Source organism: Chromobacterium alkanivorans, assembly GCF_016937655.1.
GTDB lineage: Bacteria > Pseudomonadota > Gammaproteobacteria > Burkholderiales > Chromobacteriaceae > Chromobacterium > Chromobacterium alkanivorans.
This window is the reverse complement of sequence record NZ_JAFHKL010000006.1, coordinates 162,728-184,103: the sequence shown is the minus strand read 5'-3', so window position 1 is coordinate 184,103 and position 21,376 is coordinate 162,728. Positions and strand designations below refer to the sequence as shown.

The following is a 21,376-nucleotide window of genomic DNA, read 5'->3' as shown; positions in this document are numbered from 1 at the left end:
CGGTCACACCCCCCATGACAAAACGACTGACACTCTGCGCCGACGACTTCGCCCAGTCCGACGCCATCAGCGCCGGCATTCTGGAACTGCTGGCCGCCGGCCGCCTGTCCGCCACCAGCGTGATGAGCCAGGCGCCCAGCTGGGCCAGCCGCGCTTCCGAACTGAAAGCCTTCGACGGCAAAGCCGACATCGGCCTGCATTTCAATTTGAGCCACCCCTTTGGCGAACACGTCCGCCCGCTGTCGCATTGGCTGATGAAAAGCCAGCTGCGCCAGCTGTCGCGCCCGATGCTGCGCGATGCCGCGGTCCTGCAAATCGATCTGTTCTGCCAGCATTACGGCCGCTTGCCGGACTTCATCGACGGCCATCAGCATGTGCACGCGCTGCCGGTGGTTCGCGACGCGCTGTTCGAAGCCATCGCCCAGCGCTGGCAAGAGCAGCCGCTGCCTTATCTGCGCTCGCCGGACCGCCTGGGCCACCCCGGCGACAACCGGCTCAAGGCGCTGGTGCTGCGCAGCGTCAGCACCGGCTTCGACGACGGCGCCCGCGAACAGGGCTTCAGCACCACGCCCTGGTTCGGCGGCATGTACTCGTTGACGCCGCAAGCCGACTTCGCCGGACTGATGCAGCAATGGCTGGCGCGCACCCCTGACCGCGGGCTGATCATGTGCCACCCCGGCCACCCGGCCGCCGACAAGGACGATCCGATTGCCGCGACGCGGGAAAAGGAATACCGCTTCCTCGGCAGCCAGGCCTTCGCCGACCTTTGCGGCCAGTACGACGTGGAAGTGGCGCGCTTCGACAAGGCCGCGCCCGCTCCCGCGCCGATGGCGGCCTGAAAGCCGGGCCCCGGCCAAGCCTAGCCGCTCACACCGCCGGCCAGCTCAACTCCCACGGCCGCGCCAGCTGCTGCAGCGCCGCGCCGCAGGCCTCGGACAAAAAGGCCTCGCCCCGGCTCGGCGGGCAGACGAAACAGAAGCGCTCGCCCTCCAGTTCGAAACGCAGCGCGTAAGCGTGCAGATAGCCTCGATCCGCCGGCGTGCCGCCGTACAGCAGATCGCCCAGTATCGGCGCCGACTGCGACTTCAAGGCCACCCGCAACTGATGCGTCTTGCCGCTACGCGGCCGCAGCAGGAACAAACGCAGGCCGGGCTGCAGCGAATAGCTGAAAAACTGCGTCACCGCCGGGTTCTGCTGGCTGTTCAGCAAACGCCAGGCGCCGCCGCGCCCCTTGGCCATGTCTCCGGCCACCCTGCCCTGCTTCTTGCCCGGCTTGCGGTCGGACAGCGCCAGGTAATATTTCTCGATCTCGCGGCCGGCGAAGGCCTCGCCCAGCCGCGCCGCCGTCTCGGCCGAACGCGCCACCAGGATCAGGCCGGAGGTGATGCGGTCCAGCCTATGCACCGGCCACACCGCCTCGTCGCCCAAGCCGGCGCGCAAGGCCTCCATCAGGCCGGCCTCCTCGCCGTCGCGGTGGAAGCTGACGCCGGGCGCCTTGTCCAACAGATAGAAACGCGGATCGCTATGCAATAAGGTGAACGCCGCCTCAGGCATCGGCGCCGTCCTGGCGGGATGCCTGGCGCATGCGCTGCTCGGTTTCCATCCGCATCTTCTTGCGGATTTCCGCGTCGCGGAAACGGTGTTGCTGCTCCGTCGTTTCCAGCGTCAGCGGCGGCACCGGCACCGCCTTGCCGTTCTCGAACGCCACCATGGTGAAATAACAGCTATTGGTGTGGCGCACCGTGCGCTTCTGAATGTCTTCCGCCACCACCTTGATGCCCACCTCCATCGAGGTCCGCCCCACGTGATTGACGCTGGCGAGAAAGGTCACCAGTTCGCCGACGTGGATGGCCTGCTTGAACAGCACCTGATCCACCGACAAGGTCACCACGTAACAGCCGGCGTAACGGCTGGCGCAGGCGTAAGCCACCTGGTCCAGCAGCTTCAGCAACACCCCGCCGTGGACATTGCCGGAAAAATTGGCCATGTCCGGCGTCATCAACACCGACATCACCAGTTCGCGCTGGCTCGCCTGATCCACCTGTTGCCCCATGCCTCACTCCCAAAATCGGACCCCGTCCGCCGCCGCTCGCGGCGCTCCACGTGGTCGCGCAAAGATTCGAAACGGCGTATTTTGCGCTCATAAACTTGTTTTAAACAGTTTCGAGCGAGATTTCCGCCCCCGCCGCTCGCGCAATCGCTTTTGGACAAAAACCCCGCATAGCGGCTAAACTGGAAATATCAAGCTAAGGCAATGAATTCATGAGCATTTCCGGGATATCCAGCTACGGAGGCTATGGCGGCTACGCATTGCAGGCCAGCCATGGCGCCAACTGCCAGTGTCCGGCCTGCCAGCAAAGTCTGGCCAGCGCCGCGACGCCGACGGCGGCCACCGCTGCGCCCGGAACCCCGGCCGCCGACTCAAGCTCAAGCGCCGTCGATCAGAAAGAGCAAGCCCGGCCCAACGCCACGCTAGGCGCCGACGGCAAGCCGCTGGACGAACAGCAGCAGAAACAAGTGGAAGCGCTGAAGGCGAGAGACAGCGAAGTGCGCCAGCACGAGCAGGCGCATCTGACCAGCGGCGGCGCGCTGGCCGGCGGCGGCGCCACCTACACCTATCAGCAAGGCCCGGACGGCAAGCAGTACGCGATAGGCGGCGAGGTCGGCATTCGCCTGGCGCGGGGCAGCACGCCGCAGGAAACCATTTCCAACGCGCAGACCGTGCAAAGGGCGGCGCTGGCGCCGGCCGACCCGTCCGGCCAGGACCGCGCGGTGGCCGCCGCGGCGGCGCAGATGGAACAACAAGCCCGCATCGAACTGATGCAGCAGCAGGCCGGCAAGCAGGGACTGAGCCCGCTACAGGCGCGGCAGCAAATCAACAGCCCCGAGCGGCAAGGCCCGGGGCTGGGGTCCAACATCGATACCTACGCCTGAGAAGCTGTTCAAAATCTGCTGCGCGTCGTGAAACGTGACACGGTGAGTACGGCTTCGAAATACGCATGCACCACGAATACATTCCGCTTTCTCAGCCGCAACGCCTTGTCTCGCCCTTGCTCGCAAAACTTTGAACAGGCCCTGTGAACCAGGCGCCGTTTCTATCACTCCGCCTTGCGCACGCCGCGCGCCAGCCGCAGACCGTTGGCGATCACCACCAGGCTGGTGCCCACGTCGGCGAACACCGCCATCCACAAGCTGGCCAGGCCGAACATGGCCAGGCCGAAAAACACCAGCTTGGTCAGCAGCGCCACCGCGATATTCACCTTCAGCACCCGCGAGGTGCGCCGCGCGTGGCTGAGCAAGTCCGCCAGCTTGGCCAGCTTGTCGTCCATCAGCGCCACGCCGGCGGTTTCCAGCGCGCTGTCGGAACCGGCCGCGCCCATGGCGATGCCCAGGTCGGCGCGGGCCAGCGCCGGCGCGTCGTTGACGCCGTCGCCCACCATCGCCACCGTCTTGCCGGAGGCTTGCAAGCGAACAATGCGCTCCAGCTTGTCTTCCGGCAGCAGGCCGCCGTGGGCTTCGACGATGCCGGTCTTCGCCGCCACCGCCTGCGCCACCTGCTGGTTGTCGCCGCTCAACATCACCGTCGCCACGCCCAGCTTGGCCAACTGGCGCAGCGCCGCCGGCGCTTCCGGACGAATGCGGTCCGCCACCGCGATCACGCCCAGCGCGCGCTCGCCCTCCAGCAACACCAGCGCGCCCTGGCCAGCCAGCTCCAGGCGCGACAGCTCGGTCCGCAGTCCCTCGCTCAAAGCGCCCTGCTCCCGCGCCAGCCGGCTGCTGCCCAAGGCCAGCTTCCGGCCGTCGGCCAGGCCGCTGACGCCGCGTCCGGCCTGCTCGCTGACTTGTTCCGCCTCCGGCCAGGACAGGCCGCGCGCGCTCGCCGCCGCCAACACCGCCTTGGCCAGCGGATGGGTGGAATGCGCGTCCAGGGCCGCGGCCCAGCGCAGCAGTTGATCCTGGTCCGCGTCGGCCAGCGCCACCACCTCGGTCACCTGCGGCTCGCCCTCGGTCAGGGTGCCGGTCTTGTCGAAGCACACCGCGTCTATCCGGGCCGCCATCTCCAGCGGCGCGCCGCCCTTGATCAGCAGGCCGTGCTTGGCGGCGGAGGCCAGCGCGCTGACCACGGTCACCGGCGTGGCGATCACCAGCGCGCACGGGCAGGCGATCACCAGCATCACCAGCGCGTTGTAGATCGCCTCGCCCCAGCTCAGCCAGCCCAGCAAGGGGGTGGCCACCGCGAACAGCAGCGCGGCCGCCAGCACCACCGGGGTGTAGACCTCGGCGAAGCGGTCGATGAAACGCTGCGTCGGCGCCTTGCTGGCCTGGGCGTTGCGCACGGTGTCGATGATGCGCGCCAGCACGCTGCCGTTGGCCGCCGCCGTGGTCAGCACTTCCACCACGCCGCTGCCGTTGATGCTGCCGGCGAATACCGCGTCGCCCGGCGACTTGTCCACCGGCAGGCTCTCGCCGGTGATCGGCGCCTCGTTGAAGGCGCTGTGGCCTTGCTCGATGCGGCCGTCCAGCGGCACCCGCTCGCCCGGACGCACCCGCACCCGGCTGCCCGGCGCCACTTCGGCGGCCGGCCGCTCCACCCATTCGCCGCCGCTCTGCAGCCAGGCGGTTTCCGGCGCCAGCGACATCAGGGCCTTGACCGCCTCGCCGGCGCGCGCCAGCGACATCGCTTCCAGCCGCTCGGCGATGGCGAACAGGAACAACACCATCGCCGCTTCCGGCCACTGGCCGATCAGCATCGCGCCTATCACCGCCACCGACATCAGGAAATGGATGTTGAGCGTGCGCGTGGACAGCGCGATCCAGCCCTTTTTCAAGGTGGGGATGCCGCCCAGCAGGATGGAAGCCAAGGCCAACGCCGCGCTGCCCCAGCCCTGATCCGCGCCGCTGAGCCAGGCCACGCCTTCGGAGCCGGCCGCGGCCAGGCCGGACAGCGCCAACAACCAGTTGCTGCGACGCGAAACCTTGGGCTGTTCCACCGGCGCGGAGGCGTCGCTCAGCTCCACCGCCTTCATGCCCACCTTGGCGATGGCCTGCTTGACGCCGTCCAGATTGGGCAGGTCATGGCGCACCAGCAGCACGCGTTCGATGAAGTTGAACTCCAGCGCGGCCACTCCCGTCATACCGCCCAGGGCTTTTTCAATCAGCTTGGCCTCGGTCGGGCAGTCCATCGCCTGGATGTGCAGCCTGGCCTGCTGCCGGCCGCCCTCGCCCAAGGACACCGCGCGCGGCGCCTCCGCGTCGTGATCGTGGCCCGAGCAGGCCTTGCCGCCATGATCGTGGTCATGACCATGATCATGGCCGTGCTGGTGGACATGTCCGGCCGCTTGAGCCGGCAACGCCGCCTCCAGTTTGCCTCCGCAGCAATCGTCCGCCGGGCGCGGATCGGGCTTGCCCTCGCCGCCGCGGCAAGATGCGTGGCCGGCGTGCGGCGCGAACCCGCGCCGCCGTCTTTGCGCTGGATGGAACATGGTGGCCTCCCTTGGTCGGATTGATATAGGCTCATTGCAAACCCTATAGTCGCTACAAGGTCAAGCTTTTTTGCTAAAATTTCCTCATCCGGCGGAGAACCGTCGCCACCGCCCGTCGCCGGGCGCCTTGCGGGAGAACTGAGATGCTGATTGGAGAACTGGCGCGCCAGACCGGCTGCGAAGTGGAAACCATCCGTTATTACGAACGCGAGGGCCTGCTGTCCGCGCCGCTGCGCAGCGCCTCGGGCTACCGCCGCTACAACGCCGAGCAATTGGGCGAACTGAATTTCATCCTGCACTGCCGCTCGCTGGGCATGTCGCTGGCCGACATCCGCCAGCTGGCCGCGTTCAAGGCCGACTCCTCGCTGGCCTGCGACGACATCAACCAGTTGATAGATCGCCAGGTCAGCAAGGTTCATCAGCAAGTGGAAAGCCTGCGCCTGCTGGAGCAACAGTTGCTGGCGCTGCGCGACCGCTGCCACGACCATCACACCGTGGCGGAATGCGGCATTCTGCAAACCCTGGTGGAAGCGTCCGAAGGCGAGCCTTGCGTCTGCCACACGCCCTTCGGCCAGGATCCCCACCCCCACCCACATTCCATGGAGAAGCAATGACCCGTTTGTTCAAGCCCGCCACCGCCGCCGCGACCCTGTTCGCGCTGGCCCTGTCCGCCTGCACCACCAACCCGCAAACCGGCCAGACCGAGATCAGCAAGACCGCGCTCTACGGCCTGGGCGGCGCGGCGGCCTGCGGACTGGTGGGCGCGCTGACCCATGGCGGCAAAGGCGCCCGCAATTCGGCGCTGGCCTGCGGCGCGATCGGCGCCGGCATCGGCGGCTATATGGATTACCAGGAAAAACAGTTGCGCGAGAAGCTGAAGAACAGCCAGATCGCGGTCGAGCGCATTGGCGACCAGCTCAAGCTGTCCCTGCCCGACAACATCACCTTCCCCACCAACGGCTATCAATTGAACGCCAGGGCGCAAAAGCCGCTGGGCGACATCGCCGGCGTGCTGGTGCAGTTCCCGGACACTTCGATCACCGTGGCCGGCCACACCGACAGCACCGGCGCCGCCGCCTTCAACCAGACGCTGTCGGAGAAGCGCGCCCAGTCGGTGACCGAATACCTGCAAGGCCAGGGCGTCAACTCGGTGCGGGTGCGCACCATGGGCTACGGCGCGGCCCAGCCGGTGGCCAGCAACGCCAGCGACAGCGGCAAGGCGAAAAACCGCCGCGTGGAGATCATGATCACGCCGCAGCAGATGGGTTGAGCGGCGGCAGACCTGCAGGCCCGGCTCCAGCCGGGCTTTTTCGCGCCCGCGCCGGCGGAGCGGCAAAAAAAATGGGCCAACCCACTGGGTCGGCCCTAACAACGCTCGTTTGGGGAGATGAGGAGAAACCACCGCACGCCACCCCACGGGAATGCGGTCACAACAAGTACACACACAAACTACAACAACAAACCTATCAGCGGCGCGGCGAACACCGTCGCCAAACCGCCCAGCATCATGGTCAGGCTGGCCACCACGCCTTCTTCCGCGCCCAGTTCGCTGGCCTTGGCGGTGCCGGCCGCGTGAGCGGCGGCGCCGAACAAGGCCCCGCGCGCCAGGCTGGAGCGCAGCGGCATCCAGGCCAGCATCACTTCGCCCAGCAACATGCCGCACACCCCGGTCATCACCACGAACACCGCGGTCAGGTCCGGCGAGGCGCCGATGCCGGAGGCCGTCGCCAGCGCGAACGGGGTGCTGATCGATCTCGGCGCCAGGCTGCGCTGCAACAGCTCGGACAAACCCAGCAGGCGCGCCAGCCAGATCGAGCTGAACACCGCCACCGGCATGCCCACCAGCACGCCGCAGCTCAGCGACAGCCAGTGCCGGCGTATCATCGCGCGGTGCTCGTAGATCGGCACCGCGAAGGCCACCGTGGCCGGGCCCAGCATCCAGGTCAGCCAGCGGGTGTCTTCGAAATACACCCGGTACGGCACCTTGGCCAACACCACCAGCGCAATCACCAGCAGCGGCACCGCCAGGATCGGGGCGCTCCACCAGTTGCGCTTCTTCAGATAAAACTTTTTGACCAGTCCGTACAAAACAACGGTAATCAGCAGACTGGCCAGTGCGATCTCATGCTCCATGCGTCTTCACCTGTTTCTGGCGGCCATGCCAGCGCATGGCGACTTCCAACCGGTAACATTTGTCCACCACCCAGGAGGTCGCCGCCATCACCAGCAAGGTGGACAGCACGATCACCGCGACGATGCGCAGCCCGGCGGCCATGATCACGTCCGGGTACTGGATCACCGCCACCACGGCGGGAATGAAGAACAACAGCATTTCGGCCAACAACCAGCGGGCGCCGCTGCGGCACCAGTCCAGCGGCAACCAGCCCAGCCAGAGCGCCGCCAGCACCAGGAACATCCCCAGCACGCCGGCAGGCACCACAGGCAGGAAATGGCTGCTCAACTGGCTGGCCGCGATCCACACCACGCTCAGCAAGGCCACCTGACCGATGGTCAGCGCCACTTGCTTGAATGCGGAAAGATTCGGGTTTGCCATGATTGAGCCACTACACAACACAGGGAGTGTTTCGAGTATAGAGCGCCGGCATACATTCAAAAAATGAATTAAAATTATTTCACGCATTCCAATCTGGAATGCACGACCCGGACTAAGGCATCTATGGACATCCGCGCGCTGCGCTACTTCATCGAGGTGGTCAAACGCCAAAGCTTCACCAAGGCGGCCGAGGCCCTCTACGTGACCCAGCCCACCATCAGCAAGATGGTGCGCCAGCTGGAGGAAGAATTGGCCTGCCCGCTGATCTTGCGCGAAGGCCGCAGCTTCCGCCTCACCGACGCCGGCCGCGCCACTTACGAGCGCGGCCTGGACGTGTTGTCGGCGATGAACCAGTTGAAGACCGAGCTGTCCGACCTGTCTGCGCTCAAGCGCGGCGAACTGGTGGTCGGCCTGCCGCCGATGGTGGGCGTGGCCTTCTTCGCGCCGGTGGTCAGCAGCTTCCGTCAGCGCTATCCGCAGATCGAACTGAAGATGGTGGAAGACGGCGCGCTGGCGATCGAGAGCAGCGTGCGCAGCGGCGAGCTGGAAATCGGCGTGGCGGTGCTGCCGGTGGACAATCAGGCTTTCGATCAATTCGCCGTGGTGCGCGACCCTTTGTGCCTGGTGGCGCCGGCTGGCTCGCCTTGGCGCGGCCAGAGCGTGGTGCGGTTGGAACAGATCGCCGACCAGCCCTTCGTGCTCTATCCTCAGGATTTCACGCTGGCGCGCCGGGTCAGCGACGCCTTCCGCGAGCTGGGCCGTCCGCTGCACGTGGTGGGGCGCAGCGCGCATTGGGACTTCATCGTGGAACTGGTGTCGGCCCATATGGGCGTCACCCTGTTGCCGCGCTCCATCGTCGAACGGCTGGACCGCGCCGACTACGACGTGATCCCGCTGGCCGAACCCAAGCTGGTCTGGCATCTGGCGCTGATCTGGCAGAAGAACGGATACTTGTCGCACGCGGCGCGCGCCTGGCTGGCGGTGACGCGCGATGTGCTGGGCGGTTTGGAATAAAGCCAGTCAACTCAAGGAAAACCGAAGATGAAACGATATCTGGGCATCGCCCTGTTCGCGCTGCTGCTGAGCGGTTGCGCGGCCTTGAACTACCAGAAACCCCAAGTCAGCATCGCCGACGTCAAGCCCGGCCGGGCCACGCTGTTCGAACAAAGCTTCGATGTCAGCCTGCGGGTCAGCAATCCCAACAATCTGGCCTTGAACGCCAAGGGCATGACGCTGGAGCTGAACGTGGCCGGCGAGAAGCTGGCCACCGGGGTCAGCAATCAGGCCATCGCGGTGCCGGCGCTGGGCGAGGGCCTGATCACGCTGCAATTGCACACCTCGCTGGCCGGCTGGCTGAAGCAGATAGGCAAGGCGATGGAGGCCGGCAACGGCGGCAAGCTGGAGTACCAGTTGAACGGCACGCTGGAGGACTTGAACGGCATGGGCCGGGTGCCGTTCCGCAGCAAGGGCGAATGGAAGCTGCCCGGCCAATAAACGCCCCGTCGCCGCCTTGCGCGGCCTTGCCGGCTCCGGGCCGCCGCTATCTGCCCGCGGCCCCGTCGACGACGGGGCCGGCACTCACTGCCGCGGCACCGCCACGCAGTTGTTGCCCTCGAAGCTGACGGTCTCCACCAGCTGGCTCTTGGGATTGACCACGAAGTTGGTGGTGCAGCTGTAATGGGTGGAGCCGCCGCCTATCATGCCGGTATTGACCCAGCGTCCCGGCGTTTCTATGGTCTTGGTCTGGCCGTTCTCGTTGTAAGTCACCTTGGCGCCCGGCTCGTACACGCGGTTTTCGCGCAGCGGCTCGCGCTGGGTGAACTCCTTGCTGTAGGTGTAGAGCATGTTGCCGTTCGGCATCTTCAGCGTTTTCTGCGGCGCGCCCCACTCCGCCAGCAATTGATTCACGTCGCGGCCCTGCCAGTAATATGCCTTCTGCGCATAGCCTTCCTGCGTCGGAAAGGTGCCGCAGGCGGTCAGCAGCAGCGCCGACACCATCATCAGTCTTTTCATCCGAAATCCTTCAATCCCCGTTTCACTATCCATAGCATAACAAAACGCCGGCCCCTGAACGGAGCCGGCGCAGTGTGACTGACCATGGGGCCGCGCAAGAGTTTCCTTGCGCGGACAATCCGCTGGTTTACAGACGGAAACGGTTGAAGGTGCTTTGCATCCCGCGCGCCAGATCGTTCAAGGCGCCCAGGGTTTGCATCGCCGATTGCAGCGCGGAGTCGGAATCGATGATCTGGTTGTTGATCGACTCGGTGCTCTGCGCCATCGCCGTGGTGGCGTTGTGCTGCTCGCTGGTGGACAGGGCCACGTCGCCGATCTTGTCCACCACCTGCTGCATCGCCTCGCTGATCGCGGTCAGGCGCGCGCGCGCCTGGGCGGTCAACTCCACGCTATTGTCCACCGCGCCGACGGTGCTGTTCATGTTCTGCACCGCCTTGCCGGTTTCGCCCAGGATGTTTTCCACCATCTGGCTGATTTCCACCGTGGCCTGACCGGTGCGCTCGGCCAGCTTGCGCACTTCGTCGGCCACCACCGCGAAGCCGCGGCCCTGCTCGCCGGCGCGCGCGGCTTCGATCGCCGCGTTCAAGGCCAACAGATTGGTCTGGTCGGCGATGTCGCGGATCACGTTGGTGATCTTGGAAATCTCCTGCGAACGCTGCTCCAAGGACGCCAGCAGGCCGGACAGCTCGCCCACCGATTCGCTGGTGCGCGACATCTCGCTGCTGATGCGCTGCATGTCGTTGGCGCTTTCGCGCGAATGCTCGCCGGTATTGCGCGCCAGGCTGTCGGTTTCGCGGGTGGCGTCGGCGATGTGGGAGATGCTCACCGTCACTTCCTCGATCGCCGCGGCGTTGGAGCTGGAAATGTCAGCCAGCACGTGGGAGTCGTCGGCCAGGCGCTTCACCGCGCCGCTGACTTCGATCACGCCCTGGGTCAGTTGTCCGGCCTCGTCGCGCAATTCGCGGAACATGCCGTTCAGGCGTTGCACGAACTGGTTGAAGGCCTGCGCGGTCTGCGCCACCTCGTCCTCGCCGGCCACTTCGATGCGGCGGGTCAGATCGCCTTCGCCCTGGGAGATTTCGCGCATCGCGTCGCGCACCTGGAACAGGCCCTTGAGCAGGCGGCCCAGATAGGCGGAGCTGAAGGTCAGCATCACCGCCAGCACGATGGCGACGGCGCCGGCGATCAGCCAGATGATGCCGTTGACCTGGGAGGAAATCACCTCCTCGTCCGCGGCCACGCCCATCACCCAGTCGGAGCCGGCGATAGGCCGCAAGGCCACCATATAGGCGCCGCCGTCGATGTCCACGCTCTTGGCCTGGTCGCTTTGCAGCAGGCTGGCGAACGCGGCCTCGTCCAAGGCCGGAATCACGCTGCCTATGGGCTTGAGCTCATTGCCCGGCTTGGGATAGGCGATGATCTTGCCCTGCTTGGTCAGCAGGAAGGCGTGGCCCTTGCCGGCCAGCTTGATGTCCAGCACCGACTTGACCAGCTTGTCGATCAGGATGTCGCCGCCCACCACGATGTCCTGGCCCTTGACCTTGTCGGCGATGGTGATCACCAGCTTGTCCTTGGTTTCCGGCTCGGAGTCCTTGTACGGATCGGTGACGATCAGGCCGTCCTGGGCCTTGGACTGCTGGAACCACGGCCGCTGCGCCGGCTGGTAGTCGGCGCTGGGCTTGGGACGCCCCGGCACCGAATACTTCATGTCGCCGGTGACGCCGTTGCCGGCGTAGATCACGTTGAAGCCGCCGCCCTTGGCCAGCTGCTGCAGATAGTAGCTGACCTGCGCGTCGTCGGCGTGGCTGAGGCTGGCGCTGATCAGGTTCTTGCGGACCGACAGCCATTCGGACACGAAGCCGCCCTGCAGTTGGGCGACCTGGTTGATCTCGCGCTCCGCCTCTTGGTAAGCGTGGGCGCGGATGTTCAGGCAGGCGGTGATGGTGATGCTGAGCGTGGCGACCAGAATGGACACCGCTGTCAGCAGCGTGAGCTTGTGACGGATGGAGCGCATGATAAGCCGTTGCTGATAAAAGCGTTATTATCCGTCATACGAGATGTCATGCATTGTTAAAAATAACAATGTCTTTAAATATTTGCGCATGTTTTAAATCAAACTAAGAGCTCAATCATGCGTTTCAAATATTCAGAGCGGCCGCAAACCTGGTCTTGCCGATTCTCGCGTCACAAAATGTCGACAATTTGCCCTAACAACGACAATTGCACCCCAATTTGAGCGATACTGGCGCCTGGACGCCGTCACGGCAATGGACGGCGCCCGGTTATTAGACAGAAAGGGGCCAAGATGAGTAAAAGCGGCAACCGGTCGCAAACCTTTCAGAACATCGTCGACGCCAGCCTACAGCTGTTCAATCAGGAGGGCGAACGCGTCATCACCACCAACCATATCGCCGAGCGGATGAATATCAGCACCGGCAAGCTGTACTATCACTTCCGCAACAAGGAAGAGATCATCAGCGAGCTATACCAGCGCTACGTCAAGGGCATGGCGGAACAGCTGTCCGCCGCGCTCCGGCACAGCAACTCGATCGAGGCGATGGTGGGCGCGATGGAAAAAACGCTGCGCCACATCTGGAGCTTCCGCTTCCTGCCCAAGAGCATGCCCAGCCTGTACTACCTGCACCCGGAACTGGCGGAAAACCACCAGCAGCTGTCGCGCGGCCAGTTGGCCGGCAGGCTGGCCCAGTTGTTCGCCCGCCTGCGCGAACAGGGGGTGCTGCTGGGCGACGACAAGCAACTGGCCCACCTGGTTCAGCACTTTCAGATGGTGCAGACCGGCTGGGTGACCACGCTCAAGCATTCCGCCACGCCGGCCGAACTCGAACGCATGGTGAAGGACGGCTGTCGCAGCCTGCTCTATCTGCTGACGCCTTACGTCGACCCGCGCTACCGGCCGCCTTTCGACCGCGTCTGCGCGCGCTACGCCTGAACGGCGGCGCATAAAAAAACACCCCTGGCTTGCCAGGGGTGTTTTGCATGCGGCCTTAAAATCCATCCACGATCTCGCGAGCTAGAGCGAGACAAGGCGAAAGCGGCTAAGAAAGCGGAATGTACACTTGGTACATGAGCATTTCGCAGTCGCTTTCAACGCCGTATCGATGAAGCGCAGCAGATCGTGAACCGCTTCTTAGATCATGCCCTTGCTTTTCAGCAACTCGAACATGGTCTTGCCGATTTCCGCCGGGCTGCGGGTGTAGGCGATGCCGGCCTTCTCGAAGGCCTTGAACTTCTCTTCCGCCGTGCCCTTGCCGCCGGAGATGATGGCGCCCGCGTGGCCCATGCGCTTGCCCTTCGGCGCGGTCACGCCGGCGATGTAGCCGACCACCGGCTTGGTCACGTAGGACTTGGCGAACTCGGCCGCCTCTTCCTCGGCGGAACCGCCGATTTCGCCGATCATCACGATGGCGTCGGTGTCCGGATCATCCTGGAACAGCTTCAGCGCGTCGATGTGGCTGGTGCCCGGGATCGGGTCGCCGCCGATGCCGATGCAAGTGGACTGGCCCAGGCCCAGAGCGGTGGTTTGCGCCACGGCTTCATAGGTCAGGGTGCCGGAACGGGACACGATGCCGATGCGGCCCGGGTTGTGGATGTGCCACGGCATGATGCCGATCTTGCACTCGCCCGGGGTGATGATGCCGGGGCAGTTCGGGCCGATCAGGCGGATGCCGGCTTCGTCGACGGCCTTCTTCACGTAAAGCATGTCCAGGGTGGGCACGCCTTCGGTGATGCAGACGATCAGCTTCACGCCGCTGTCGATGGCTTCCAGGATGGAGTCCTTGGCGAAGGCCGCGGGCACGTAGATCACCGAGGCGTCGGCCTGGGTCTGACGCACGGCGTCCTTCATGGTGTTGAACACCGGCAGGCCCAGGTGCTCGGAACCGCCCTTGCCCGGGGTCACGCCGCCTACGACCTTGGTGCCCACTTTCAGCGCCTGCTCGGCGTGGAAAGTGCCGTTCTTGCCGGTGAAGCCTTGCACCAGCACTTTGGTGTCTTTGTTTACCAATACGCTCATTTTGTATTCCTCAGCTCAGTGCGGGTCTCAGGCAGCGGCCTTGACGGCGGCGACGATCTTCTCGGCAGCGTCGTTCAGACCCTGGGCGGAAGTCAGTTTCAGACCGGAGTCGTCCAGGATCTTGGCGCCCAGCTCGGCGTTGTTGCCTTCCAGACGCACCACTACCGGCACGGTCACGTTCACTTCCTTCACCGCGGCGATGATGGCTTCGGCGATCATGTCGCAACGCACGATGCCGCCGAAGATGTTGATCAGCACGCCCTGCACCGAGGTGTCGGCCAGGATCAGCTTGAAGGCTTCGATCACGCGCTCCTTGGTGGCGCCGCCGCCCACGTCCAGGAAGTTGGCCGGCTGGCCGCCCTTCAGCTTGATGATGTCCATGGTGGCCATCGCCAGGCCGGCGCCGTTCACCATGCAGCCGATATTGCCTTCCAGCGCCACATAGTTCAGATCGAACTCGGAAGCCTTCACTTCGCGTTCGTTTTCCTGGCTCTTGTCGCGTTGCGCCAGCAGTTCCGGGTGGCGGTACAGGGCGTTGGAGTCCAGGTTGATCTTGCCGTCCACGCAGGCCAGCTGGCCGTTTTCGCGCAGCGCCAGCGGGTTCACTTCGAACAGGGCGAAGTCGTTCTCGACGAAGGCCTTGTAGGAGCCCAGCATCAGCTTGGTGAAGGCGGCAACCTGCTCGCCCTTCAGTTCCAGCGCGAAAGCGGCGTCGCGAGCCTGGAACGGCTGCATGCCCACCAGCGGATCGACCTCGATCTTGATGATCTTTTCCGGGGTTTCCTCGGCCACTTTCTCGATTTCCACGCCGCCTTCGGTGGAGACCATGAACACCACGCGCTGGCTGCCGCGGTCAACCACGGCGCCCAGGTAGAGCTCCCGCTGCACCGGGTACATGTCTTCGCACACCAGCACGCTGTTCACCGGCTGGCCGGCGGCGTCGGTCTGGTAGGTCACCAGGTTCTTGCCGATCAGGCCCTTGGCCACTTCGGCGGCTTCTTCGCGGCTTTTCACCACTTTCACGCCACCGGCCTTGCCGCGGCCGCCGGCGTGCACCTGGGCCTTGACGACGGCGAATTTGCCGCCCAGTTTATCGTAAGCGGCAGCGGCTTCTTCCGGCGTGGCGGCCAGAATGCCCTGTTGCACCGGCAGGCCGTACTTGGCCAGCAGCTCTTTCGCTTGGTATTCGTGCAGGTTCATCTATGGTTTCCTTTCGGAGAAATGGATGGCGGGCTGAAACCGACGCCCCTATTTCTTTGAGTCGCTTGTAAACCTTTAATGTATCTGGCGCGCGCCGTCACCCCCCAGGCTGAGCGGCGCCGCCGCATACTCCGTCAACCGGCCCCCGAGGGAGCCGTTTTGCCGGGCCGTGCGCGATTGTACACGACCCGGCGAACGCTCAACCGTGCAAAGCGCGCTTGTCGGCGGCCAGGGCGGCTTCGTGTATCACTTCCGACAAGGACGGGTGGGCGTGGACAATGCGCGCCAGGTCTTCGCTGGCGGCCTTGAACTCCATCGACACCACGCCCTCGCTGACCAGCTCGGACACCATCGGGCCTATCATGTGCAGGCCCAGGATGCGGTCGGTCTTGGCGCAGGCCAGGATCTTGACCGTGCCTTGCGCCTGGCCCAGGCCCAGCGCGCGGCCGTTGGCGCCGAAGCCGGAAGAGCCCTTCTTGTACTCGACGCCTTCGGCCTTGAGTTGCTCCTCGGTCTTGCCGACCCAGGCGATCTCCGGAGAAGTGTAGATCACCCACGGAATCACGCCGAAGTCCACGTGCGGCTTCTGGCCGGCGATACGCTCGGCCACGGCCACGCCCTCTTCCGACGCCTTGTGCGCCAGCATCGGGCCGCGCACCACGTCGCCGATCGCCCAGACATTGGGCAGATTGGTGTGGCAATGATCGTCCACCGCCACGAAGCCGCGCTCGTCCAGCTGCAGGCCCACCGCTTCGGCACCCAGGCCTTGGGTGTTGGGCACGCGGCCGATGGAGACGATCAGCTTGTCGAACTCGGCCTTGACCGCTTCGCCGTTCAATTCGTAGTTGACGGTGACGCTCTTCTTGCCGGCCTTGACTTCGCCGATCTTGACGCCCAGCTTGATGTCCAGCCCGGTGTCCTTGGTCAGCGTCTTGAACGCTTCCTTGGCGATCTGCTGGTCGGCGGCGGCGAGGAAGGTCGGCATCGCTTCCAGGATGGTCACCTCGGCGCCCAGACGCTTCCAGACCGAGCCCATTTCCAGGCCGATCACGCCGGCGCCGATCACGCCCAGGCGCTTGGGCACGTCCGTCAGCGCCAGCGCGCCTTCGTTGTCCAGCACCAGCTTGTTGTCGGTGGCCAGGCCCGGCAGCGCGCGCGGGCTGGAGCCTGTGGCCACGATCACGTGGCTGGCTTCCAGGGTGTCCACCACCTTGCCGCCGTCGCTGACTTCGATCACCCACTTCTCGCCCTGGCGGCCCTTGAAGGCGGCCAGGCCGTGGATGTTGGCGACCTTGTTCTTCTTGAACAGGAAGCTGATGCCGGCGGCGTTCTTGGTGATGATGTCGGTCTTGCGCGAAATCATCTGCGCCACGTCCATCTTGGCGCCGGAAACGCTGATGCCGTGCTTGGCGAAGTCATGCTGCACCGCGTGGAAGTTTTCCGACGACTGCAGCAAGGCCTTGGACGGAATGCAACCGACGTTCAGGCAGGTGCCGCCCAGCGACGCCTTGCCTTCCGGGTTCTTGAACGCGTCCACGCAGGCGGTGTTGAAGCCCAGCTGGGCGGCGCGGATGGCGGCTACGTAGCCGCCGGGGCCGCCGCCGATCACCACTACATCAAACGATTGGCTCATCTTGTTTTCCTTTGTCGGTGGCGGGCGCGCGGCCCGCCGGCTGCCGGGTCTACTTGCCGACCTTCAGCAGCAGAATGCCGAATGCGATCATGAACAGACAGAGAATGCTTTTGCCGATCAGGCTGTACAGGTCTTCGCGAACGCCGTTTCGGCGTTTTTTCCAGGTCAGCCAGCCTATGGCCACGCCGGCCAGGATGGCGGCGATTCCGTAAAACCAGTCGGGCAACTGCATTCAAGCTCCATTCATCGCAAGACAGGCCGGGAGCGCGCCCCCGGCCGCGGGTGATTACAAGTCGAGGATCAGGCGGGCCGGATCTTCAATCGCGTCCTTGATCGCCACCAGGCTCAGCACGGCTTCGCGGCCGTCGATGATGCGGTGGTCGTAGGACTGGGCAAGATACATCATCGGACGCACCACCACTTGACCGTTCTCAACCACGGCGCGCTCCTTGGTGGCGTGCATGCCCAGGATCGCGGACTGCGGCGGGTTGATGATGGGGGTGGACATCATCGAACCGAAGGTGCCGCCGTTGGAGATGGTGTAGGTGCCGCCGGTCAGCTCTTCCACGGTCAGCTTGCCTTCCTGGGCGCGCTTGCCGAATTCGGAGATCTGCTTCTCGATGTCGGCCAGGCTCAGTTGGTCGGCGTTGCGGATCACCGGCACCACCAGGCCGCGCGGGCTGCCCACAGCCACGCCGATGTCGAAGTAGCCGTGGTAGATGATGTTGTTGCCGTCCACCGAGGCGTTGACGATCGGGTATTTCTTCAGCGCGGCGACCACGGCCTTGACGAAGAAGCCCATGAAACCCAGCTTGATGCCGTGCTCTTTCTCGAAGCGGTCCTTGTACTTGGCGCGCAGGTCCATCACCGGCTTCATGTTCACTTCATTGAAGGTGGTGAGGATGGCGTTGGTCTGCTGCGACAGGATCAGGCGCTCGGCCACGCGCTGGCGCAGGCGGGACATCGGCACGCTCTGCTCCGGACGGTCGGACAGGATGGCGGCGACATTGACCGCGGCCGGGGTGGCGGACAGCGCGGCGCCGGCGGCGGCCGGAGCCAGCACCGGACCGGCCTGGGCCGGGGCGGCTTGCTTGGCGGCCTGCACGTCTTCCTTCAGCACGCGGCCGTCGCGGCCGGAACCGGCCACTTTGGACAGGTCCACGCCGGTTTCGGCGGCCAGCTTGGCGGCGGACGGCATGGCGGCGGCGCCTGCCGGGGCGGCGGCGGGCGCCGGAGCGGCTGCCGGAGCCGGCGCGGCTGCGGCGGCCGGGGCCACGTCGCCGGCCTTGGCGGCGGTGTCGATCTTGGCGATCAGCTGGCCGGACACGACGGTGGCGCCGTCCTCTACGATGATTTCAACGATCACGCCTGCCTGGGGCGCCGGCAGTTCCAGCACCACCTTGTCGGTTTCCAGGTCGATCAGGTTCTCGTCGCGGCTGACGGCTTGGCCAACCTTCTTGTGCCAGCTCATCAGCGTGGCTTCGGATACGGACTCGGGCAGTTGCGGGACGGTGACTTCAATCAGCATGTTCTTCTCCATGTAGAGGCAGCCCTCCGGCTGCCTCGAACTCATTCAGTGGTTATTTGGCGACCGACATGGCTTCTTCAACGAAAGCCTTGAGTTGGGCGACGTGTTTGCTCATATAGCCTACGGCCGGGGAAGCGGACGACGGACGGCCGGCGAAGGACAGCGACTGCTTGGCGCCCAGCAAACCTTCCAGGCGGTGGCGGATCTGGTACCAAGCGCCCTGGTTGCGCGGCTCTTCCTGCACCCACATCACCTCGCGCGCCTGCGGGAAGCGCGCCAGCTCGGCGGCCACCTGCTCGGTCGGGAACGGGTAGAGCTGCTCGATGCGGACGATGGCGATATCGTCGTCCAGGCCGCGCTCCTTGCGGGCGGCGGCAAGGTCGTAATACACCTGGCCGGCGCACAGCAGCACGCGCTTGACCTTCTTGGCGTCCTGCACCACCGAGTCGCCGATCACCGGGCGGAAGCCGCCGCTGGTGAACGCTTCGATCGGGCTCATCGAGTCCTTGAAGCGCAGCAGGCGCTTGGACAGGAAGATCACCAGCGGCTTGCGGTACGGACGCAGCACCTGGCGACGCAGCATGTGGAACATCTGCGAGGCTTCGGACGGCATCACCACCTGCATATTGTGCTCGGCGCACAGTTGCAGCCAACGCTCCAGGCGCGCGGACGAGTGTTCCGGGCCCTGGCCGTCGTAGCCGTGCGGCAGGATGGTGGTCAGACCGCACAGACGGCCCCACTTGGTCTCGCCGGAGGAAATGAACTGGTCGATGGCCACCTGGGCGCCGTTGGCGAAGTCGCCGAACTGGGCTTCCCAGATCACCAGCTGATCCGGAGCGGAACAGGCATAGCCGTATTCATAGGCCAGCACCGCTTCTTCGTTCAGGATGGAGTCGATCACCAGGAAATCGGCCTGGTTGTCGGACATATTGCGCAGCGGAACATAGCTGCCCTGGTCCCAGCTCTCGCGGTTTTGGTCGTGCAACACCGAATGACGGTGGGAGAAGGTGCCGCGGCCGGAGTCCTCGCCGGACAGGCGCACGCCGAAGCCATTGGTCACCAGGCTGGCGTAAGCCAGGGTCTCGGCCATGCCCCAGTCCGCGTTCTGCTCGCCGGCGGCCATCGCCTTGCGCGCGGCCAGCACCTTCTGCACCGTCGGGTGCAGCTTGAAGCCGTCCGGCAGCGAAGTGAACTTGTCGGTCAGGCGCTGGATGTCGGCCTGCGGCAAGGAGGTGTCGGTCGGATGCGCCCAGTGGGTGCCCAGATACTGGCTGAAGTCCAGCGCGTGCTCGCGCTTGTAATTGGTCAGCGCGGTCTGCTCGACATGCTCGCCCTTGTCCAGCGCGTCGCGGTAGGCCTGGATCTGCGCGTCGGCCTCTTCCGCCTTCAGCACGCCTTCCTGCACCAGACGCTCGGCGTACATCGCGCGCACGCCCTGGTGCTTGGCGATCTTCTTGTACATCATCGGCTGGGTCAGGAACGGGTCGTCGCCCTCGTTGTGGCCCAGTTTGCGATAGCACACCAGATCGATGACCACGTCCTTCTTGAAGGTCATCCGGTAGTCCAGCGCGGCCTGCATCACGTAGCAGACGGCTTCCGGATCATCGCCGTTGACGTGGAAGATCGGCGCTTCGATCATCTTGGCCACGTCGGTGCAATACATCGTCGAGCGGATGTCGCGAGTGTCCGAGGTGGTGAAGCCCACCTGGTTGTTGATCACGATGTGGATGGTGCCGCCGGTGCCGTAGCCGCGGGTCTGCGACAGGTTGAACGTGCCCTGGTTGACGCCCAGGCCGCCAAAGGCGGAGTCGCCGTGGATCAACACCGGCACCGCGGTCTTGCGTTCCGCGTCCTTGCGGCGTTCCTGGCGCGCGCGCACCGAGCCTTCCACCACCGGGTTGACGATTTCCAGGTGCGAGGGGTTGAACGCCAGCGACACGTGCATCGGGCCGTCGGCGGTCGGGATGTCGGACGAGAAGCCCATGTGGTACTTCACGTCGCCGGAAGCCATTTGCTGGGCGGCCTTGCCTTCGAATTCGGCGAACAGGTCGCGCGGCAGCTTGCCCAGGGTGTTGACCAGCACGTTCAGACGGCCGCGGTGGGCCATGCCGATGATCAGTTCCTGCACGCCCTGGCCGGTGGCGTTCTGGATCAGGTGATCCAGCGCGGCGATCGCCGACTCGCCGCCTTCCAGCGAGAAGCGCTTCTGGCCGACGTATTTGGTGTGCAGATAACGTTCCAGCGTCTCGGACGCGGTGATCTGCTTCAGGATGCGCTGCTTCTTGGCCGCGTCGTAATGCGGCGTGGACAGGTCGCCCTCGAAGCGCTTTTGCACCCAATGCTTTTCATCCGACTTGGTGATGTGCATGTACTCGACGCCGATATTGCCGCAGTAGGTCTGCTTCAAACGCGCCAGGATGTCGGACAGCGGCATCTTCTGCGGGCCCACCAGCGAGCCGGCGTTGAATTGCACCGCCATGTCGGCGCCGGTCAGACCATGGGTAGCCGGGTCCAGTTCGCGCACCAGCTCCTGATCCATGCGCTTCAGCGGGTCCAGATTGGCCTGACGGCTGCCCAGCACGCGGTAGGCGGAAATCAGTTTCAGCACCCCCACCTGCTTCTGCATGGTGTCCCAGTCCGCTCCGCTGCCGGCGCGCTGGCCGGCGGCCGGCTTCTTGGCCAGCTGAATGAAGGATTCCTGGATCGGCATGTGCGGCACATCGCGTTCGGCAGCGCCCGGCGCTTGCGCCAGCTTGTCGAAATAGTCGCGCCACTCGTTCGGAACGGAGTTGGCGTCAGCGAGGTACTGTTCGTACAGCTCCTCGATGAACGGTGCATTCCCACCGAACAGGTAAGAATGGCTGTACATGGATTGCATCATGGGGCTACCCTTTGTCGTTTCTGTTCGGAATCCGGCCAGCTACGCTCTGGC

Annotated in this window: 20 protein-coding genes; 7 read left to right on the top strand and 13 right to left on the bottom strand. The window is 64.9% G+C overall.

All coding sequences use genetic code 11. The features are described 5' to 3' along the window. The first annotated feature begins 14 nt into the window (after positions 1-14). The gene (locus JW897_RS12520) at positions 15-839 is read left to right on the top strand and encodes a ChbG/HpnK family deacetylase (protein ID WP_048415639.1); all 825 of its coding nucleotides are present in this window, start codon (positions 15-17) and stop codon (positions 837-839) included. A gap of 28 nt (positions 840-867) precedes the next feature. On the opposite strand, the gene JW897_RS12515 is transcribed toward JW897_RS12520, so the two are convergent. Next, positions 868-1,554 carry a TIGR01621 family pseudouridine synthase gene (locus JW897_RS12515; protein ID WP_205466342.1) on the bottom strand — a complete coding sequence of 229 codons (687 nt, stop codon included), beginning with the start codon at positions 1,552-1,554 and terminating at the stop codon, positions 868-870. Then, positions 1,547-2,053, bottom strand: coding sequence for an acyl-CoA thioesterase (locus JW897_RS12510; RefSeq protein WP_048415641.1), 507 nt, complete (start codon positions 2,051-2,053; stop codon positions 1,547-1,549). Before JW897_RS12510 ends, JW897_RS12515 begins: the two co-directional genes overlap by 8 nt. Positions 2,054-2,262: 209 nt before the next feature. Between JW897_RS12510 and JW897_RS12505 the strand changes: the two genes are divergently transcribed. Further along, positions 2,263-2,934, top strand: coding sequence for a putative metalloprotease CJM1_0395 family protein (locus JW897_RS12505; RefSeq protein WP_205466341.1), 672 nt, complete (start codon positions 2,263-2,265; stop codon positions 2,932-2,934). A 164-nt stretch (positions 2,935-3,098) separates the two neighbouring features. On the opposite strand, the gene JW897_RS12500 is transcribed toward JW897_RS12505, so the two are convergent. Next, on the bottom strand, positions 3,099-5,483 hold the full coding sequence (locus JW897_RS12500) for a heavy metal translocating P-type ATPase (RefSeq protein ID WP_205466340.1): 2,385 nt from the start codon (positions 5,481-5,483) through the stop codon (positions 3,099-3,101). Between the two features lie 143 nt (positions 5,484-5,626). On the opposite strand from JW897_RS12500, the gene JW897_RS12495 reads away from it, so the two are divergent. Together JW897_RS12495 and JW897_RS12490 are read left to right on the top strand one after the other, a co-directional pair. Beyond that, a complete protein-coding gene (locus JW897_RS12495; protein WP_048415642.1) occupies positions 5,627-6,097 on the top strand; it encodes a Cd(II)/Pb(II)-responsive transcriptional regulator in 471 nt (156 codons plus the stop codon). Next, positions 6,094-6,753, top strand: a complete 660-nt coding sequence (locus JW897_RS12490; protein ID WP_048415643.1) for a YiaD family glycine zipper/OmpA-like lipoprotein — start codon at positions 6,094-6,096, stop codon at positions 6,751-6,753. The genes JW897_RS12495 and JW897_RS12490 overlap by 4 nt, the downstream gene beginning before the upstream one ends. Before the next feature lie 179 nt (positions 6,754-6,932). Here JW897_RS12490 and JW897_RS12485 read toward each other — a convergent pair whose 3' ends face one another. Together JW897_RS12485 and JW897_RS12480 are read right to left on the bottom strand one after the other, a co-directional pair. After that, complete coding sequence (locus JW897_RS12485) at positions 6,933-7,616, bottom strand: LrgB family protein (RefSeq protein ID WP_048415644.1); 684 nt, start codon at positions 7,614-7,616, stop codon at positions 6,933-6,935. After that, a complete protein-coding gene (locus JW897_RS12480; RefSeq protein ID WP_205466339.1) occupies positions 7,606-8,037 on the bottom strand; it encodes a CidA/LrgA family protein in 432 nt (143 codons plus the stop codon). The genes JW897_RS12485 and JW897_RS12480 overlap by 11 nt, the downstream gene beginning before the upstream one ends. Positions 8,038-8,160: 123 nt before the next feature. On the opposite strand from JW897_RS12480, the gene JW897_RS12475 reads away from it, so the two are divergent. Further along, positions 8,161-9,051 (top strand): LysR family transcriptional regulator, encoded by an 891-nt coding sequence (locus JW897_RS12475; protein WP_205466338.1) that lies wholly within the window; start codon positions 8,161-8,163, stop codon positions 9,049-9,051. Between the two features lie 27 nt (positions 9,052-9,078). Next, positions 9,079-9,531: an LEA/WHy family protein gene (locus JW897_RS12470; RefSeq protein WP_048415647.1), complete on the top strand. Its 453-nt coding sequence runs from the start codon at positions 9,079-9,081 to the stop codon at positions 9,529-9,531. An 84-nt stretch (positions 9,532-9,615) separates the two neighbouring features. Here the strand turns inward: JW897_RS12470 and JW897_RS12465 are convergent, their stop codons facing one another. Together JW897_RS12465 and JW897_RS12460 are read right to left on the bottom strand one after the other, a co-directional pair. After that, entirely contained in the window at positions 9,616-10,050 is a 435-nt protein-coding gene (locus JW897_RS12465) for a hypothetical protein (protein WP_081574618.1), read from the bottom strand. A gap of 127 nt (positions 10,051-10,177) precedes the next feature. Continuing rightward, positions 10,178-12,064 carry a methyl-accepting chemotaxis protein gene (locus tag JW897_RS12460; protein ID WP_205466337.1) on the bottom strand — a complete coding sequence of 629 codons (1,887 nt, stop codon included), beginning with the start codon at positions 12,062-12,064 and terminating at the stop codon, positions 10,178-10,180. A 291-nt stretch (positions 12,065-12,355) separates the two neighbouring features. Here JW897_RS12460 and JW897_RS12455 point away from each other — a divergent pair, with 291 nt between their 5' ends. Beyond that, positions 12,356-13,000, top strand: a complete 645-nt coding sequence (locus tag JW897_RS12455; RefSeq protein ID WP_205466336.1) for a TetR/AcrR family transcriptional regulator — start codon at positions 12,356-12,358, stop codon at positions 12,998-13,000. Positions 13,001-13,198: 198 nt separating this feature from the next. Here the strand turns inward: JW897_RS12455 and sucD are convergent, their stop codons facing one another. From sucD to JW897_RS12425, 6 genes are all read right to left on the bottom strand, one after another. Continuing rightward, positions 13,199-14,083: a succinate--CoA ligase subunit alpha gene (sucD, locus tag JW897_RS12450; protein ID WP_043592732.1), complete on the bottom strand. Its 885-nt coding sequence runs from the start codon at positions 14,081-14,083 to the stop codon at positions 13,199-13,201. Between the two features lie 27 nt (positions 14,084-14,110). Then, the gene (sucC, locus tag JW897_RS12445) at positions 14,111-15,283 is read right to left on the bottom strand and encodes an ADP-forming succinate--CoA ligase subunit beta (protein WP_048411387.1); all 1,173 of its coding nucleotides are present in this window, start codon (positions 15,281-15,283) and stop codon (positions 14,111-14,113) included. 199 nt (positions 15,284-15,482) lie between these two features. Then, a complete protein-coding gene (gene lpdA, locus JW897_RS12440) occupies positions 15,483-16,916 on the bottom strand; it encodes a dihydrolipoyl dehydrogenase (RefSeq protein ID WP_205466335.1) in 1,434 nt (477 codons plus the stop codon). A gap of 49 nt (positions 16,917-16,965) precedes the next feature. Continuing rightward, entirely contained in the window at positions 16,966-17,148 is a 183-nt protein-coding gene (locus JW897_RS12435) for a hypothetical protein (protein WP_048411385.1), read from the bottom strand. A gap of 54 nt (positions 17,149-17,202) precedes the next feature. Continuing rightward, positions 17,203-18,444, bottom strand: a complete 1,242-nt coding sequence (gene odhB / locus JW897_RS12430; protein WP_205466334.1) for a 2-oxoglutarate dehydrogenase complex dihydrolipoyllysine-residue succinyltransferase — start codon at positions 18,442-18,444, stop codon at positions 17,203-17,205. A 52-nt stretch (positions 18,445-18,496) separates the two neighbouring features. After that, the gene (locus JW897_RS12425) at positions 18,497-21,325 is read right to left on the bottom strand and encodes a 2-oxoglutarate dehydrogenase E1 component (protein WP_048415650.1); all 2,829 of its coding nucleotides are present in this window, start codon (positions 21,323-21,325) and stop codon (positions 18,497-18,499) included. Positions 21,326-21,376 lie beyond the last annotated feature (51 nt).

Bases quoted from the DNA above. Each gene is read 5' to 3' on its own strand.
- JW897_RS12480 (WP_205466339.1), bottom strand. From the start codon at position 8,037: ATGGCAAACCCGAATCTTTCCGCATTCAAGCAAGTGGCGCTGACCATC.
- JW897_RS12470 (WP_048415647.1), top strand. From the start codon at position 9,079: ATGAAACGATATCTGGGCATCGCCCTGTTCGCGCTGCTGCTGAGCGGT.
- JW897_RS12485 (WP_048415644.1), bottom strand. From the start codon at position 7,616: ATGGAGCATGAGATCGCACTGGCCAGTCTGCTGATTACCGTTGTTTTG.
- sucC (WP_048411387.1), bottom strand. From the start codon at position 15,283: ATGAACCTGCACGAATACCAAGCGAAAGAGCTGCTGGCCAAGTACGGC.
- JW897_RS12435 (WP_048411385.1), bottom strand. From the start codon at position 17,148: ATGCAGTTGCCCGACTGGTTTTACGGAATCGCCGCCATCCTGGCCGGC.
- JW897_RS12515 (WP_205466342.1), bottom strand. From the start codon at position 1,554: ATGCCTGAGGCGGCGTTCACCTTATTGCATAGCGATCCGCGTTTCTAT.
- sucD (WP_043592732.1), bottom strand. From the start codon at position 14,083: ATGAGCGTATTGGTAAACAAAGACACCAAAGTGCTGGTGCAAGGCTTC.
- JW897_RS12505 (WP_205466341.1), top strand. From the start codon at position 2,263: ATGAGCATTTCCGGGATATCCAGCTACGGAGGCTATGGCGGCTACGCA.
- odhB (WP_205466334.1), bottom strand. From the start codon at position 18,444: ATGCTGATTGAAGTCACCGTCCCGCAACTGCCCGAGTCCGTATCCGAA.
- JW897_RS12500 (WP_205466340.1), bottom strand. From the start codon at position 5,483: ATGTTCCATCCAGCGCAAAGACGGCGGCGCGGGTTCGCGCCGCACGCC.
- JW897_RS12475 (WP_205466338.1), top strand. From the start codon at position 8,161: ATGGACATCCGCGCGCTGCGCTACTTCATCGAGGTGGTCAAACGCCAA.
- JW897_RS12510 (WP_048415641.1), bottom strand. From the start codon at position 2,053: ATGGGGCAACAGGTGGATCAGGCGAGCCAGCGCGAACTGGTGATGTCG.
- JW897_RS12455 (WP_205466336.1), top strand. From the start codon at position 12,356: ATGAGTAAAAGCGGCAACCGGTCGCAAACCTTTCAGAACATCGTCGAC.
- lpdA (WP_205466335.1), bottom strand. From the start codon at position 16,916: ATGAGCCAATCGTTTGATGTAGTGGTGATCGGCGGCGGCCCCGGCGGC.
- JW897_RS12490 (WP_048415643.1), top strand. From the start codon at position 6,094: ATGACCCGTTTGTTCAAGCCCGCCACCGCCGCCGCGACCCTGTTCGCG.
- JW897_RS12465 (WP_081574618.1), bottom strand. From the start codon at position 10,050: ATGAAAAGACTGATGATGGTGTCGGCGCTGCTGCTGACCGCCTGCGGC.
- JW897_RS12495 (WP_048415642.1), top strand. From the start codon at position 5,627: ATGCTGATTGGAGAACTGGCGCGCCAGACCGGCTGCGAAGTGGAAACC.
- JW897_RS12425 (WP_048415650.1), bottom strand. From the start codon at position 21,325: ATGATGCAATCCATGTACAGCCATTCTTACCTGTTCGGTGGGAATGCA.
- JW897_RS12520 (WP_048415639.1), top strand. From the start codon at position 15: ATGACAAAACGACTGACACTCTGCGCCGACGACTTCGCCCAGTCCGAC.
- JW897_RS12460 (WP_205466337.1), bottom strand. From the start codon at position 12,064: ATGCGCTCCATCCGTCACAAGCTCACGCTGCTGACAGCGGTGTCCATT.